The sequence below is a fragment of the Blautia sp. CGZ-1-C1 genome (genome assembly GCF_056504575.1).
The window spans coordinates 13147-29155 of sequence record NZ_JBWLUT010000090.1; the positions used below are offsets into that span (position 1 = coordinate 13147).

General features: G+C 39.7%; 11 protein-coding genes and 2 pseudogenes. 10 read left to right on the top strand and 3 right to left on the bottom strand.

Translation table 11 applies throughout. The annotated features are described in order from the left end of the window. Nucleotides 1-99: 99 nt before the first annotated feature. From AC058W_RS07350 to AC058W_RS07365, 4 genes are all read left to right on the top strand, one after another. A complete protein-coding gene (locus AC058W_RS07350; RefSeq protein WP_118136109.1) occupies nucleotides 100-978 on the top strand; it encodes a carbohydrate ABC transporter permease in 879 nt (292 codons plus the stop codon). A 50-nt stretch (nucleotides 979-1028) separates the two neighbouring features. Beyond that, nucleotides 1029-1859 (top strand): carbohydrate ABC transporter permease, encoded by an 831-nt coding sequence (locus AC058W_RS07355; protein ID WP_118136107.1) that lies wholly within the window; start codon nucleotides 1029-1031, stop codon nucleotides 1857-1859. An 18-nt stretch (nucleotides 1860-1877) separates the two neighbouring features. After that, nucleotides 1878-3359: a glycoside hydrolase family 32 protein gene (locus tag AC058W_RS07360; protein WP_118136105.1), complete on the top strand. Its 1482-nt coding sequence runs from the start codon at nucleotides 1878-1880 to the stop codon at nucleotides 3357-3359. Nucleotides 3360-3424: 65 nt separating this feature from the next. Continuing rightward, nucleotides 3425-4762: a NosD domain-containing protein gene (locus AC058W_RS07365; RefSeq protein WP_118136103.1), complete on the top strand. Its 1338-nt coding sequence runs from the start codon at nucleotides 3425-3427 to the stop codon at nucleotides 4760-4762. A 173-nt stretch (nucleotides 4763-4935) separates the two neighbouring features. Here AC058W_RS07365 and AC058W_RS07370 read toward each other — a convergent pair whose 3' ends face one another. Then, nucleotides 4936-5172, bottom strand: a complete 237-nt coding sequence (locus AC058W_RS07370) for a DUF6783 domain-containing protein (protein ID WP_334295136.1) — start codon at nucleotides 5170-5172, stop codon at nucleotides 4936-4938. On the opposite strand from AC058W_RS07370, the gene AC058W_RS07375 reads away from it, so the two are divergent. Further along, nucleotides 5089-5268: a DUF6783 domain-containing protein gene (locus tag AC058W_RS07375; RefSeq protein ID WP_479389920.1), complete on the top strand. Its 180-nt coding sequence runs from the start codon at nucleotides 5089-5091 to the stop codon at nucleotides 5266-5268. The genes AC058W_RS07370 and AC058W_RS07375 overlap by 84 nt on opposite strands. Here the strand turns inward: AC058W_RS07375 and AC058W_RS07380 are convergent. Next, complete coding sequence (locus tag AC058W_RS07380; RefSeq protein WP_118419924.1) at nucleotides 5187-6428, bottom strand: AraC family transcriptional regulator; 1242 nt, start codon at nucleotides 6426-6428, stop codon at nucleotides 5187-5189. The two genes, AC058W_RS07375 and AC058W_RS07380, sit on opposite strands and share 82 nt — an antisense overlap. Before the next feature lie 231 nt (nucleotides 6429-6659). Between AC058W_RS07380 and AC058W_RS07385 the strand changes: the two are divergent. From AC058W_RS07385 to AC058W_RS07400, 4 genes and pseudogenes are all read left to right on the top strand, one after another. Next, nucleotides 6660-7827, top strand: a pseudogene (locus AC058W_RS07385) (glycoside hydrolase family 5 protein). Nucleotides 7828-7922: 95 nt separating this feature from the next. Next, nucleotides 7923-9293 (top strand): annotated as a pseudogene (locus AC058W_RS07390) (MFS transporter). Between the two features lie 299 nt (nucleotides 9294-9592). Then, entirely contained in the window at nucleotides 9593-11242 is a 1650-nt protein-coding gene (locus tag AC058W_RS07395; RefSeq protein WP_479389903.1) for a glycoside hydrolase family 32 protein, read from the top strand. Between the two features lie 96 nt (nucleotides 11243-11338). Beyond that, the gene (locus tag AC058W_RS07400) at nucleotides 11339-12706 is read left to right on the top strand and encodes an MATE family efflux transporter (protein ID WP_479389904.1); all 1368 of its coding nucleotides are present in this window, start codon (nucleotides 11339-11341) and stop codon (nucleotides 12704-12706) included. A 242-nt stretch (nucleotides 12707-12948) separates the two neighbouring features. Here the strand turns inward: AC058W_RS07400 and AC058W_RS07405 are convergent, their stop codons facing one another. Continuing rightward, nucleotides 12949-14979, bottom strand: a complete 2031-nt coding sequence (locus AC058W_RS07405; RefSeq protein WP_479389905.1) for a right-handed parallel beta-helix repeat-containing protein — start codon at nucleotides 14977-14979, stop codon at nucleotides 12949-12951. 259 nt (nucleotides 14980-15238) lie between these two features. On the opposite strand from AC058W_RS07405, the gene AC058W_RS07410 reads away from it, so the two are divergent. Further along, nucleotides 15239-15961, top strand: a complete 723-nt coding sequence (locus tag AC058W_RS07410) for a GntR family transcriptional regulator (RefSeq protein WP_118411089.1) — start codon at nucleotides 15239-15241, stop codon at nucleotides 15959-15961. Nucleotides 15962-16009 lie beyond the last annotated feature (48 nt).

Consider the following 16009-nt stretch of genomic DNA (forward strand, 5'->3'; position numbering starts at 1 on the left):
ACCTGGACATCGAACACACTAACTATGAATTTACTAATCTATGATGTATGATGCAGGGAGTAAATCGCCCTTGATTTTTATAAGAAAGCGGGAAATATTATGAAATTGATATCAAAAAAAACACTATTGCTGTTTTTTCTTCCTGGCGCGATTTTCATGGGTGCCTTTTTGATTTATCCTATTTTTAAAATGGTATTTGACAGTTTCTTTAAGGTTGGAATTACAGGAGCCAGAACTTTTATTGGATTTGATAATTATATTAAAGCATTTACAGCTGGCGGTTTTTTGAAGCAGCTGAAAAATACATTGATTTATATTTTGATTGCGGTATCTGTGGAAACAGTTTTAGGATTTATTTTTGCATTATTATTTGAACTTGATTATAAGGGCAGTAAAATAGTACGTTCATTAATGATGACACCACTTATGATCGCACCGCTGGTTGCAGGTCTTATCTGGAAATTGATGATGAGTTCAAACTTTGGTATTGTCAATGAGTTTCTGACCAGAATAGGAATCTTGTCCAGTCCAAGTGATATTTTGTGGCTTGCAGATTCCAGATGGTCATTGATCGCCTGCTGTATTGCAGATATATGGCTGACTACACCGTTTATGATGCTGATGATTCTGGCTGGCCTTCAGGGATTGGATACCAGCGTGGCAGAAGCTGCAAGAATGGATGGAGCAAGTAAGCTGCAGGAAATTTTTTACATAAAAATACCGGGAATTAAACCGGTTCTGTTGACAGCATTGTCAGTGAGAATTATAGATGCAGCAAAGACTTTTGACATTATCTGGGCAATGACAGAAGGTGGACCTAACAGTTCATCGGAGACAATTAGTATTATTATTTATAAAACACTTGTAAAGTATAATAATACAGGATATGCCAGTGCAATGGCTGTTATCTTTATCATAGTTCTTGTAGTGTTTACATTAGTATTTATGCAGAGTTTATGGAATCCAAAGAAAAAGTAAAAGCTGTCAAAGAAAAACAGTAATAAGAAGGATTCAATAAGGAGACCAAAATGAAGAAAGGTAATAGTATCAAACTAAAAATAGCAGTTATTATTTCTATAATTATTACGATATTCTGGCTGCTTCCATATATTTATGTAATTTGTTGTTCGTTTAAACCTGGATCAGAGGTAATTGCTGTTCCGCCATCTTTTCTTCCAAAAAGCTTTTCGGTTGAAAATTTCACTCAATTATTTGTAAGAATGAACGCGGGTGGGTATCTGCTGAACAGTTTGATTACAGCAGTTTGCAGTACAATTATTGCAGTTATCTTGGGTTCACTGGCTGCATATGCTATTCAGAGATCTGGAGCGAAGCTGTCAGTAGGGCTGGTGGTATTGATTTTATGTCTGAAAATGATTCCTACATCCAGTATTGCAGTACCTATTTATGAGATTATTTGTAATATGGGATTGTATGATACCAGAATTGCATTGATTATTGTTTATGCGGCAGTAAACATGCCTTTTGTAATGTGGACAATGCTTAGTTTTTATGAGGGAGTACCGTCTACTTTGGATGAGGCTGCATATGTAGATGGCGCTTCCAGCCTTCAGACATTCAGAAAGGTTATTTTGCCGATTTGTAAGCCGGGACTTGCAACTGCCTTTATATTTACATTGTTCCTGGCATGGAATGATTTTCTTATTTCTCTGTTGCTGACCAGTATGAATGCTAAAACATTTACAGTAGGTCTTGCCGGTTTCCTGTCAGCGTATAATCTTGACCTTGGACCGATGTGTGCAGGAGCATTTTTATTTAGCTTCCCGGTAATGATTTTATCAATGTTTGCACAGAGATACATTGTTCAGGGAATGACAGCAGGAGCTGTAAAAGGATAATAAGAATGGAGAAAGCCAGTGAATAAAATATTAATGAGACAAAGAATAGAAAACGCGCAAAAAGAAATTGACAGTAAAAAGATGATTGTTCAAAATGGAAAAATGCGTCAGCATTATCATTTTATGCCCCAGAGCGGGTGGATGAATGATCCTAACGGACTGATCTTTTTTAACGGACAGTATCATGTGTTTTATCAGACTAATCCATATAATGGATTTTGGGATTGTATGCATTGGGGACATGCAGTCAGCAAAGATTTAGTTCATTGGGAATATTTGCCTCTGGCATTGGCACCCAGTGAAGAGTATGATGATTATCAAAAAGGTGGATGTTTTTCCGGCAGTGCAATCGAACACGAAGGTAAGTTATATGTATTTTATACGGCAACTGCAAATCATGGAAACGGAAGTGAGCAAAGCCAGTGTCTTGCTATAAGTGAAGATGGAATAAATTTTGAAAAGTATGACGGAAATCCTCTCTTTGATGCACCGGAAGGTATTCAGCCGGATTCATTCCGCGATCCAAAGGTATGGAAGCATGAAAATAAATATTATATGGTTGTAGGGGCCAGTCGTAATAACAGAGGATTAGCATTGATATATGAATCTGCAGATCTTTATCATTGGAATTTTTTAAACGTGCTGGCAGAAAGCCGTGGAGAATGGGGATTCATGTGGGAATGTCCGGATTTTTATCAGCTTGGCGATAAATATGTTCTCACTTTTTCTCCAATGGGCTCAGGAGATCATACATCAGTATACCTGACAGGAGATTTTGATTACAAAACAGGAAAATTTGACTGGCATATCAGTGGTGAAATGGATTGGGGATTTGATTTTTATGCGCCACAGTCCATGGTTGCTCCTGATGGAAGACGTCTGATTGTTGCCTGGGCGAATGAATGGGAATGGATGCCTCTCTTTAAGGACTGGGGACCTACTTATCAGGAGGGCTGGTGCGGATTTTTTAATGTGATTCGTGAAGTTCGGATGTGCAAGGATGGAACGCTGGCGTTTGTTCCTGTAGAGGAAATGGAAAAAATCCGTGAAAACAAATTTACGCAACGGGAAATACAGATTACAGAAACACCTCAGCAGTTAAAAGCAGGAGATGGAATCAGCTTTGAGATGAAATTTACATTGGATCTTGAAGAAACTGATGCAGACAGGGTAGAACTGAAGCTCAGATGCGGAAAAGAAAAAGAATCCCGTTGTATTTTTGATCTGAAAAATGGTGAATTGCTGGTAGACAGAAGCTGTGCAGATGGATGGAGTGTAGGAACATCCAGAAGTGTACTTAAGGTCAGCGAAAAAAGTCTGGATGTACATATCTTTTCAGATCAGAGTTCTCTGGAGATATTTACAGATCAATACAGAAATAATCATTCCAATAATATTTTTGCAGGAAATGATCAGGATGCAATAAGTATATCTGCGTTTGGTGGAAGAGCGGTAATCAGAGACTATGAAGCATATGGATTGCAGGAGTGTTTTAACTGAATCAAGTAGCGGAGCGGATTGCGAATATCCGCTTGACATGAACTGAAAGCAGGAGGAGTATTGAAATGAAACGTAATAATTATTATGATGTCACTGACTGGCAGGTAGGTAACCCATATACGGATATCGGAGAAGTGATCAACAGTATCATTGCAGACATCAAGAACAGACAGAAGGATACAAATGTAAATGATGGAGGAAAACCGGGAGCAGTAATTTATATTCCGTCTGGAGATTATCATTTAAAAACGCAGGTGAAAATTGACATCAGTTACTTGAAAATCCAAGGATCAGGACATGGATTTGTGTCTTCAAGTATCCGATATAATGTGCCAAAAGAACAGTGGAAGGATCTTCATGACATCTGGCCGGGCGGTAGCAGGATTCTGGTAGATTTGGAACCATTAAAGGGGGATGAAAGATCCGGTGCTGCTTTTCTGGTGGAACGAGAGGGAGATCCGAGAATCAGTTCCGTGGAGTTTGAAAATTTCTGTATTGATGGACTCCATTTTGTAGATGACGGAAATGGAGATCCAGAGAATACATATTTAAATGGAAAAACAGGAATTTATGTAGCCAGTGCACAGGATTCTTTCAGAATTACAGGCATGGGTATTATTTATCTGGAGCATGGAGTGACTCTTTACAATTCTGATGCATTATCTGTTCATGATAATTTTATAGCAGAATGTGGAAATTGTGTAGAACTTCGTGGAGCCGGACAGGCATCTAAAATAACAGATAATCTTATGGGGGCTGGTTATAGAGGTTATACAATTTTTGCCGAAAATTTTGGAGGACTTCTGATTACTTCCAATAACATTTTTCCAAGAGGAAAAAGTATAGTACATCTTAAGGGTGTTCTTAGATCATCAGTAACTGCAAACAGATTTCATTCTTTTTATCCGGGAATGCTGATAATGGAAAATTGTAGAGAAAATCTCATATCTTCCAATCATTTTCTCAGAGATCATGAACCATGGCCTCCGATGCTGGAATATGATAATGGATTAGAGGATGATTTTGGCCTGATTCATATTCAGGGAAGTAGCAATTCACTGATTGCTAATCACATTTCGGAGACGATTGAACAGCAATATCTGAAACCGGCAGGCATAAAACCGATAATCATTCGTTTGGTTTCCGGAAGAGAAAATTACATTGCAAACAATCATATTGTGGCAACTACAAAAACTGATAAAAAAGAAAGTGAAGAAAATCAATCCTGCTTTGATGCACAGGTTGGAGCATTGTTAAGTATGGATGAGCTGGTTAAACTTCCGATTGAAGCAGTACATGTTGATGAGGAATCATTGAATAATATAATACTGGATACATGCAGAGAAAATGAAGTTTCTATGAATTTTTCGACAAATGTATTCCGAGAAATTCCTGTTAAATAAAAATTAAATGACATTAATAAATTATTGTCGGCATTATTTTGTGGAATTACTATAATAGGTACTATTGTTCATATATCAGGTTGCATAAACATTATTATCATTATAACTTTTAAAAAGACAGATGAGTAATCTGTCTTTTTATTATAATTATAAATTGTAAAAAACTCCTGATTTTAAAAGAAAAAAGCACAGTAATCGAAGACCTTCAGACTCAGGAGAAAGTTGTATTGAAAAATACGGAAAATACGTACAGTAGGCAAAAAAATCTGAAGTTTATAGCGTGTTTGAAAAATCATTCTCACAATCTGCGCATCCCATTTTGCGGTATATTTTGCCCGAATTCGGTTGCCGTAGATCGCGCTACGACGCCCCTCATCCGGACCAAATCTCCCACAAATTGTGACGCACATCTTGCGAAAAGCATTCATTTAAAGTTCTGCCCGTATTTTTCCCGATACTGCCGCAGAGTCATTCCTGTATATTTTTTAAACACTTTTCCCAGATGACTCTGAGAGGAAAATCCCAGATAAGTGGCGATTTCAATATAAGAATAGGGGGAATAAGCCAGAAGATTCCTGGTAAGCTTTACCTTTTCCTGTAGAATGAAATCCGTAAGAGTAACGTTTTCACATTGCCTGAATAGTTCAGAAAGATAATTCGCATTCAGATGCAGATACTCTGCAATATTCTGGATGCGGATTTTTTTGTGTAAATGTTTAAAAATGTAATCTTTGGACTGTTCCACCCAGATATTTTTGGAGGCAATATCAGAAGAAACTTTTTTTTGCTCACGGATTTCGGCAACTGCTTTGATATACTCCATCTGAAACTGGCGGGCCAGATTCACGGTTACTACAGGATCCGTCATTTCTTCTATTTTCTGTATAAAAATATCGCTCATAGAGAAAGCTATTTCCGGCAGCAGACCGCCGCGGATCGCAGCGCGGCTGGCAAGAGTCATGAGAACAATTGCCAGATTCTTGCTATTTCTCAATGCGTCTTTGGAAAGAGTTCCAAGCTTTCCTATATAATCTTCGCTGATACTTTTGCGGTACATTTCCATATCTCCGTTCTCAATACTTAAGAATTCGCGGATTTCCTGATCATAGGGATTATGCGGCTCGTCCATTTCCTGGCGCTCGAAAATAAGTGCAGAATAATTACACATAATATCATAGTCTTCTGCCTTTTTCACGCAATTAGAAGAAATGAGATCATCCCGGATAAGAGGAGATTCACTGAACAGATTATGGGCCAGAAGCACATTGGAGCAGAAATAATAAAAATTGCAGCAGAAGACAGGAGTAAGATCTTTCTGTGCCAGGAAAGGCAGGTTTATATGTAAATTCGTCTGTATAAAGGACGAAAACACTACAGGTCCAATGAGCAGATATTTCTCTCCTGCAGCAATGTATGCGTAAAAAATCTGCTGGTCAGCAGTTCCGGCAGAGAAGATAAGAGGATTGTTGGCAAGATTGAAAGTATCTTCTGCATTTAAAATAGAATCCGTAAAAACAGAAAATGGCAGATATTCATCGCTTATATCTTTACGTGCACAGACAACTTCCGGCTTTGTCTGTGAAGATAAAGTGTCTGTCCAGTTTTTTATAATTGTATGTAATTCATAGGAAATATGCTGCATGAGATAATCTATATTAAAATTCATGGCGGATTCCTCCTGTTATTAACGAAAACGATATAAAAGGGAACATATGTAAGTATTTATATCATAACATATTTGCCGTGAAAAGTGATAAAAAACTGAGAATTATAATATAAAATTTCCCTTTTCACAGATAAAATAATGATTGAAAAATAAAGAGCGCGTGAAAGTAAATTGATATCGGAAAGACGTTTCCGAAAATGTAAAATTTATACCAATATCAGGGAGGAAAACATGAAAGTAAAAGGAGTCAATCTTGGAAACTGGCTGGTACTTGAAAAATGGATGAGTCCGTCTTTGTTTGATGGCACAACAGCAGAAGATGAATACTATCTGCCCACACAGCTCTCCAAAGAGGTCTATGAAGCAAGAATCAGAGATCCATCGTTCTGAGTACATTACAGAAAGAGACTTCACAAGAATTAAATCCATGGGAATGGATGCAGTAAGAATCCCGGTTCCATATTTCATTTTCGGTGACAGAGAACCATTCATCGGATGTATTGAAGAATTGGACAAAGCATTTAACTGGGCTGAGAAATACGGTCTGCAGATTCTGATCGATCTTCATACAGCACCGGACAGCCAGAATGGATTTGACAATGGTGGAATCAGCGGTGTATGCAAGTGGTCACAGGAGCCGGACGAAGTGGAATTCGAACTTACAGTACTGGAAAGACTGGCAGAGAGATACGGAACAAGAAAAGGATTGTGGGGAATTGAAATCCTGAACGAGCCAATACTGGAAGATATGTGGGAATCCATGAAGGTTACAGAGCGCTATCCTGCAGTTGATCCTGAGAAAGCCAAAGGAACAAAACCAAATACAATGGAATTCATCCGTGGTTTTTATCTGGAAGCATACGACAGAATCCGCAGACATATGCCGGAAGACAAATATGTGGTATTCCATGATGCATTCTGTTTAAAAGCATGGAAAGATTTTATGCGTGAAGATAAGTACAAGAACGTAGTTCTGGATACTCACCAGTATCTGATGGTTGCAGAAATGAAGGGCTGTGAGCAGACTGTAGAAGAGTATGTGAAATATGTAAAAGAGCTGAAAAAAGACATCGCAGAAATGCAGGAATACTTCCCGGTAATCTGCGGTGAATGGTGCCTGTTTAACTCTCTTGCAGTTGGATGCGATACAAAGGGCGGACAGACAGTTCTCAACGGTGTAGAAGGCATGGCACAGGAAACAGTAAGTGCTGAGGAAAAGAAGAAAATCTACAACGCAGTTGCTGAGGCACAGCTTGACGCATGGAACGCAGGAAGCGGATATTTCTATTGGAGCTATAAGCTTCTTACAGATACAGTAAACACACCTGGCTGGGTAGGCTGGGACAGCTGGGATTTCGGCAGATGTGTGGACTTCGGATGGTTTCCGATTGAGAAATAAGAACAGATTTATTGAAAAGTAAAGAGCACCTGTTGTGATGAAAATGAAAAAATTACAACAGCATACAGGGAGAAAAGATTATGAAGAACGTAAACATGAATCCGGATGCTAAGCTGTCTTTCCTTGAGAGATTTGCTTATGGTATCGGCGACTATGCAGGAAACCTGGTGTACTCTGCAATCAGTGCATTCCTGCTGGTATATTACACAAACGTAATTGGTGCAAGTGCAGCGGCAGCAGCATCTATCATTGCAATTTCCAAATTCCTGGATGGAATTTCTGACCTTGCAATGGGTTATATCGTAGACCATACACACAGCAAGTGGGGAAAAGCACGCCCATGGATCGCAAGATTATGTATTCCGCTGGCAGTATGTACAGTTTTAATGTTCAGCGTACCGTCTGCATTTGCAGGAAAAGTGCAGATCGCATATATGTTCCTTACATATAACCTTGTTTCCACGATTTTCTATACAGGTATTAACGTTCCATATGCAACTATGTAGGGACTGATGACAATGAACCAGTATGAAAGAGGACTTCTCGGAAACTTCCGTAACCTTCTGGCTACAGCCGGAACTATGACAATCAACACAGTTGTTCTGAAAATGACAGGCTTCTTCGGTGGAGGAGATGCTTACACTCAGAAGGGCTGGACAATGACTTTTGTAGTACTGATGATCGTATTTATCGTACTGAACATGTTCATGTTCTTTGTATGCCAGGAACGTGTACATGAAGAAAGCGCAGAAGGTGGCCAAAATCAGGTTTCCTTTATAAAAGGTCTGGAAGGTCTTTTCAAAAATAAATACTGGCTGTTAATGGTAGTAAGTCTGTTCGCTATGTACTTTATGATGTCCTGCTTCTTTGGTTCAGCAGTATACTTCACAATGTACAATATGGGAAATGACGGATACTATGCAATGGTATCCAACCTTCTGTCAATTGCACAGATCGTAACTCTGTTCATCACACCATTCCTGATGAAGAAGATCAGTAAACGTTACCTGTTTATGGGGGGAATGGCAGTTGCAACTGTAGGTTTCGTACTGTCAGGACTGACAACTTCCTACTCTCTGATCTGCCTTTCTTCCGTTATCAAAGGTATTGGATTCGGATGCGGCGGAGCAACTATGTTTGGATGCCTTCAGGATGCGATCACATATGGTGAATGGTATAATGGATACGGCACAGCAGGTATGGGAAATGCAGCTTCTTCCTTCTGTATGAAAGTTGGTTCCGGTGTGGGAACAGCAGCACTTGGCTGGATCCTTGCAGCAGGTGGATTTGACGCACAGCTTAAGGTTCAGAGCGCGTCTGCACTGTCCTCTATTTCAATCGCATTCGCATGGGTACCGGTGATCACATGTGTAATCTGTGTAATCTGCATGGCATTCTTCAATGTAGATAAATACTATGCAAAAGTAGTGGAAGATCTGTCTCAGGGTAAACACAGAGGCGAATAATAGTAGCAGGATAACAAATAAATTGCATCATTTCTATAGCAATCCTCTCAAATGTATTGTTTATGAGGATTGCTGTAAATAAACATAAGCTAACAGTAAAAAGGATGTCGGATTTGCTCCCGGCATCCTTTTTATATGTGGTCATACAGGATAAAATAGTATAAAAAAATGTCAAAATATTTTATTGAAACTCCCCGTGATTTTGTTATGATATAGTAAGATTATGTCGGCAGAAGGTCAGTACGATACTTTGATATATAGTGAATCAGAGACAAAATTCAGAAAGGGGATTTTTACATATGTATACAGGAAACTATGAATGTCTGGAATTATTTGTAAAACCAGAAGCCGGGAAAAAAGGTAGTGTGAGCCTGAAGAAGATAAAAGAAAACAAAACAGAAATAAAAGAACTGCAGCATATCTATGGGAACTGGATCAAGTTCCAGACAGATAAAGATACAGAATACGAGATTACTGCACAGGACTGCACCATTACCTTTGCTTATTTAAGCGAATGTGAAAATATCCTGAAGAATGGAATTTGCGTACTGAATACCACAGACAATTTTAAAGCAATGAATAAAGAAGAATTTTTTAAATTCATTGACACTCCGTACAGAGAGCAGTTTCATTTTTCGCCGGTTGTGAACTGGAACAATGATCCGAACGGACTTTGCTGGTTTAAGGGTTATTATCACCTTTTCTATCAGCTGAATCCTTTTAAACAGGAGTGGAATAATATGTACTGGGGACATGCAGCAAGCAGGGATCTGGTGCATTGGACACATCTTCCGGTTGTGTTAGAGCCTCAGGAAGAAATCCTGGATAATCTTGCGATTAAAGGTGGTGCTTTCTCCGGAAGTGCACTTCCGATGGGAAATGAGGTGTACTTCTATCTCACAAGACATATCGGACCTCAGGATGACGGATGGGACACTATTCAGTATCAGACAATGACAAAGAGTAGCGATATGATTCATTTTGAGCCGGAAAAAGAGATTATCAGGGAGAAACCGGAAGGTACTAACTATGATTTCCGCGACCCGAAAGCAATTAAGATCGGTGAGAAGTATTATATTGTATTAGGTGCATGCGTAGATGAAAAAGGAACATTTCTTCTGTATGAATCTGAAGATGCAGAGAACTGGAAATACAGATGTCCTCTGATTACAGAGGAAACAAAGATCAGAACTATTGAGTGTCCGGACTTTTTCCCACTGGATGATAAATATGTAGCTATGGGAGCATGGATGAGCCATTATGATGAATATGGAAGATTCCAGCAATGTAGATATTACGTGGGAGACTGGAGTGGTGATGCAATGGATGTCCATACGCAGCAGTGGGTGGATTTTGGAAGCAACTGCTATGCAGCGCAGAGCTTTCAGCATGAAGACCGCAGGATCCTGATCGGTTGGATCAGTGATTTCTATGGAGAGCATATTGCTACAGAGCCGGGAGCTTATGGAAGCATGACGTTGCCAAGAGAACTCCATGTGAAGAATGAACATGTATATACAAAACCTGTAGAGGAAGTTTACACGCTTCTGCGTGATACAGTATATGAAGGCACAGGCAGTGAGATTAAAAGCAGTTCCATTGCAGATAACAGATATTATGCATCTGTATCATTTGGAGAAACAGGAGATTTCAACATTCTTCTTGGTCAGGATGGGGATAAATCCATCAGTCTGACTGCAGAAGGGGGAAAAGTATTCCTTAAAATGGCCGGTGTGAAGAGCGATAAGGTACAGTTTGTTTCTTCTGTGGAGAAATGCAGAAATGCAGAAATTTTTGTAGACGGAAGAACAATCGAGGTATATTTAAATGATGGAGAAGATGTTGGAACCAGGCTGTTTTACAATAGTAGCAGACAGGGAATCTTCTGCCTGAACAGTGAAAAAGATGCGCAGGTGAAAATTTGTGAAATGAAATCCATCTGGAAATAAATCAGAGATTTCAGAAATCGGAATCTCAGATTTTTTCGAATATCTGTTTAACTTATGAAAACGTTATAGAAATATAGAGGATGGGAGTAAATAGAAATGACCACATCTATGATAAAGGGTAATCCACTGAAACTGATGTTACAGTTTGCGTTTCCTTTATTATTAGGAAACCTGCTGCAACAGACCTATAATATTATTGACGCTGCGATCGTAGGCCAGATCCTTGGGGCAAAAGCACTGGCAAGTGTAGGAGCCAGCAGCAGTATACAGTTTCTGGTACTTGGATTCTGTATGGGAAGCTGTACAGGTTTTGGCGTTCCTGTAGCTAAATATTTTGGCGCGGAAAAGATAGAGAAAATGCGGGATTATATCTTTAATGGAGCTGTGTTATGTGCAGGAATTGCAGCGATCCTTACAGTATTATGCAGCGTTTTATGTCCTCAGATATTACATATTCTATCAGTACCGGAGGACATTTATGACAATGCATATAGTTATCTGCTGATCATTTTCCTGGGGATTCCCTTTACGATTTTATATAACTATCTGTCCAGTATTTTGAGGTCAGTGGGAGACAGCAGGACACCGTTTATATTTCTGGCGTTATCTGCTGTTCTGAACATTTTTCTGGATTTATTCTGTATTGTAGTGCTGAAACTTGGATGTGCCGGAGCTGCCATTGCAACAATTTCCGCACAGGCGATCAGTGGAATCTTGTGCCTTATTTTTATCATCCGCAAGATGAAACTCCTGTGGCTCAAGAAAGAAAACAGGGCAATAAAGGGGAATGCAGTAAAGGAACTTCTGGCAATGGGAATGCCTACGGGACTTCAGTTCTCCATCACAGCTATCGGAAGTATGGTTATGCAGTCTGCCAATAATGGACTTGGAAGTACTTATGTATCCGCATTTACGGCAGCAATGAAGATTAAGCAGTTTACCATGTGTCCATTTGATGCTATCGCAACATCTGCATCTGTATTCTGCAGTCAAAATCTGGGAGCAGGACAGTCTGACAGGATTAAGAAAGGTCTGCGCTGTGGTATTACAGTGGGAGTAGGATATGGTATTGCGGCGGGAATTTTACTGATTTTTGCAGGGCGTACACTTTCTATGCTGTTTGTTGGAAAGAGTGCGGTGGCAGTTTTGGATGCCTCTGCTAAATACCTCAGATGTATGGGATTTTTCTACTGGAGTCTTGGTATTCTCAATGTTGCCCGTATGGTAACCCAGGGACTTGGATATTCAGGCAGAGCCGTTTTCTCCGGCGTAACAGAAATGATTGCCAGAACAGTTGTCTGTCTTGGATTTGTAGGAACTTTTGGCTTTACAGCCATCTGTTTCGCAGACCAGACCGCCTGGGTCACAGCAACCTGTTATATTCTTCCAACATGCCTGTGGTGCATCCGAAAGTCTACAAAAATGCTTGCATCTATAGCAGTCCGAGTAAATAATGCATCTTAAGCGAATTAAGTAAGTCCCCTGCGGGGGGGGGGTGTGAATATCCGCTTGACTCCAGCCCATCAGAGTGTGAAATTCTGCTGAACTGTCTTAAATACATTATTTATTAGGACTGCTATAATAAAAGTATAACAAAATAAGAAAACAGCTATGCAAGAGCAGTAGATAAAAATATCTGTACTCTTCATAGCTGTTTTTATGTATGGTTTATATATGGTAAAGCTATTGACTATATGGATATCAGGTTAAAAGAGCTTTTGCTCAGCAGCTTTTTTATCCGTAAATGGTCCTGCGACAGTTTTGACATCTCTGTGATTTCCAAAGAAATCCTGATTAAAGATAATCGGGCTTCCGTCAGGATTTTCGTATTTCTGCTCCGGTTCGAATGCCATACCAAGTGTTTCAGTTGAGATGATACCGTCGGTTTCTTCTTTGATGATATCATACAGATTGGTCTTCAGATACCAGCCATCTTCTTTCTTTTCGACAGAGATATCTACAGTGTGTTCTGCATCTGTGACTGCATCTGTTTCTTTTTCCCATGCACGTGCTCCGTTGAAATAGAGATTGCCGGATGCCCATACAGGAAGATGATCATAATAGCAGTTGCCTGTTGTTTCAGAACCCATTCCGCAGTAACCTTCGAACTGTCTGTTCCATTCATCGAAGGTTGGATATCCGTTAAATTTGAAAGTTCCTGTGATCACATTGCAGTCATCCCACATATTTCCATTGTTACCCATAAGATCAGCCAGATCCTGCATACAAGGGCGGATCGGTTTCTGAACGAAGATGTTGTTGTAGAATCTGTCATCTCCATGAAGGATGGTCATAAATCCTGCAACCTGAGTTCCGTGTTTGGTGTGATATGGAGTATATCTGGGAGATGGAATATCAGGTGCACCGTTGTCTGTACCGATACCAACAGAAACGAAGCCGCCGCAGATCAGGTTATGTACAAGTGCAACGCCTTGGGTTGCAATTTTCAGTGCACGGTCAGACAGCAGGATATTGTGGTCGATCAATGTCGGACCATGGGAAACCTCAACGAAAATATCTTCTCCTACGCTTGTGACAGCGTCATCCCCTGCCTCGAAGTCATTAGGAAGAGCATTGTCATGGAAGAGATTTCCTGTAACGCGGGTTCCCTGTGCCTGCCAGTCAAGCCACAGACCACGGGTGCAGTTGTGGATATGGTTGCGGCGGAAAATAACATCGATAGCAGCATGCATTTTGATACCGCCGATCTCTGCTCCTGCCAGATTCTGCTTGTTGTTAATGTGATGAATATGGTTGTCTTCAATAACAGAGAATACGCCTCCAAGATGTCCTACAATACCTGTCTGACCGCAGTCATGGATCTCACATCTGCGTACAATATGGGAACCGATGTGTTCTTTATCCCATCCTTCATAGGAAGCCTGGCAGATGCAGTCGCGTTCTGTCTGAGTTCCGTCTTTGTATTTCCACTTTAACCATTTGTTATCATTTTCAGGCTGCAGATATTTACCAAGAGAAATACCGCTGCATTTGGATTCATAGATTTCACAGTCTTCGATGATCCATCCTTTGGACCAGTGAGGACCGACCATTCCCTCCTGATAAGCTGTAGGGGGAGCCCACTGAGTAGCAGCCTGACTGATGCGGAAACCGGAGAGAGTGATATATCCGATTCCTTCACTTTCCGGATAGAAGCAGTTTCTTCTTACACTGATCTCAACATTTTCTTTATTGGGATCTTTTTCATGGAAGTTTGCATAAATAATCGTCTGATTATTGGCTTCATCCTGTTCTGCGTACCATGTATATACAGAGAAATCAGGATCCCATGAGATAGTACTTTTTTGTGGATTTTTAACTTTATCCAGAGTGGTTACTTCATACATGGATTTTTCATTCAGATATACATCTCCTGTATGAGCAATAAATGTAGCGATAAACCAATCTCCGGATACCAGGGTAGTAAATGGGTTATAATCACCGAAGATTCCGTTCGGAATGACTGCTTTCCATACAGTGCCTTCTACATTTCCCCAGTCTTTGACAGCTTCACTTCCTGTAATGTGCGCCTGTCCTTTTATTGCAGAACGGTAGGTGATACGCTTGTCTGCCGTTCCAGCGTGAATCGGATTAACAGCTTCACGGTATAATCCCGGTGCAACGATGACTTCATCTCCCGGAAGTGCCTTTGCAGCGGCCTCCTGAATAGTTTTGAATGGATTTTCTTTTGTTCCGTTTCCGGTCTGGATCACGGATGCATCAACGTAAATAATCATTATAAAAACCTCCCGGCCTTCTGGCCTGAATCCTTCTGTTTGCGGGCGAAATGCCCATAAGATATGTAATCTAGTGTAGCATGTAGATATGCAGCGAAACAATGGAATCCTGTGTCATTTTGTATGAATTTTGTGATGATTCATTACTGTTCACTGACAATGTCGGATTCTGATTTTTTTCTGACAGTTTTTTGCGATTTTCTAAGAAATATGATATAATATAACATTATATAATGTTTGCAAATGGAAGGAGTCATCAATGAGTTTGGATAAAAAATCACAGTTACCATTATATGCTCAGTTAATGAAAGAGATAAAAGATCAGATTCGAAAGGGAACATATAAGGAGGGAGATCAGATTCCCACAGAAGGAGAATTATCCACTGCCTATCAGGTCAGCAGGATTACAGTGCGCAGAACAATTGAAGAGTTATGCTCTCAGGGATTTCTTGTAAAAAGACAGGGAAAAGGAACTTTTGTGGAAATACCCAAAATATATCGTAAAATAGAAAATGATAACAACATGAGTTTTTCTGAAGCGTGTCGTTCAAATGGAAGAAAGCCGTCTTCACATATCATTTCCTGTCATATTATGGAAATGCAGGAATGGCAGCAGGATTTTTTTAAACCTGAACATACTAAAATATATCATATAGAACGAATTTTGTCAGCCGATAACTTGCCGATTATTTATGAACATATTTATATTCCAACCGATTTTCTGCCAGATTTTCAGGTGGAAAAGCTGGAAAATGGATCTCTTACACGTCTTCTCAATAAAGAATATCATATGAAAGAATCTGAAAAAGCGAGAAGTACAGTAGAAGTCAGTACAGTTTCTCAACCAGTGGCAGGATACCTTAGAATGAATGAAGGAGAACCTGTTATGATTCTGGCAAGCTATATTAATAATGAAAAAGAAGAACCTTTATATATCAGTTATGAAATTATTGCTGGTTCACGTTACAAAATTTCCATATAGACAACGAAAATGTAATATTAATAGATGGTGAAGAACCGTTTAAACACG

Bases quoted from the DNA above. Each gene is read 5' to 3' on its own strand.
- AC058W_RS07350 (WP_118136109.1), top strand. From the start codon at position 100: ATGAAATTGATATCAAAAAAAACACTATTGCTGTTTTTTCTTCCTGGC.
- AC058W_RS07355 (WP_118136107.1), top strand. From the start codon at position 1,029: ATGAAGAAAGGTAATAGTATCAAACTAAAAATAGCAGTTATTATTTCT.
- AC058W_RS07365 (WP_118136103.1), top strand. From the start codon at position 3,425: ATGAAACGTAATAATTATTATGATGTCACTGACTGGCAGGTAGGTAAC.
- AC058W_RS07370 (WP_334295136.1), bottom strand. From the start codon at position 5,172: ATGTGCGTCACAATTTGTGGGAGATTTGGTCCGGATGAGGGGCGTCGT.
- AC058W_RS07380 (WP_118419924.1), bottom strand. From the start codon at position 6,428: ATGAATTTTAATATAGATTATCTCATGCAGCATATTTCCTATGAATTA.
- AC058W_RS07395 (WP_479389903.1), top strand. From the start codon at position 9,593: ATGTATACAGGAAACTATGAATGTCTGGAATTATTTGTAAAACCAGAA.
- AC058W_RS07400 (WP_479389904.1), top strand. From the start codon at position 11,339: ATGACCACATCTATGATAAAGGGTAATCCACTGAAACTGATGTTACAG.
- AC058W_RS07405 (WP_479389905.1), bottom strand. From the start codon at position 14,979: ATGATTATTTACGTTGATGCATCCGTGATCCAGACCGGAAACGGAACA.
- AC058W_RS07410 (WP_118411089.1), top strand. From the start codon at position 15,239: ATGAGTTTGGATAAAAAATCACAGTTACCATTATATGCTCAGTTAATG.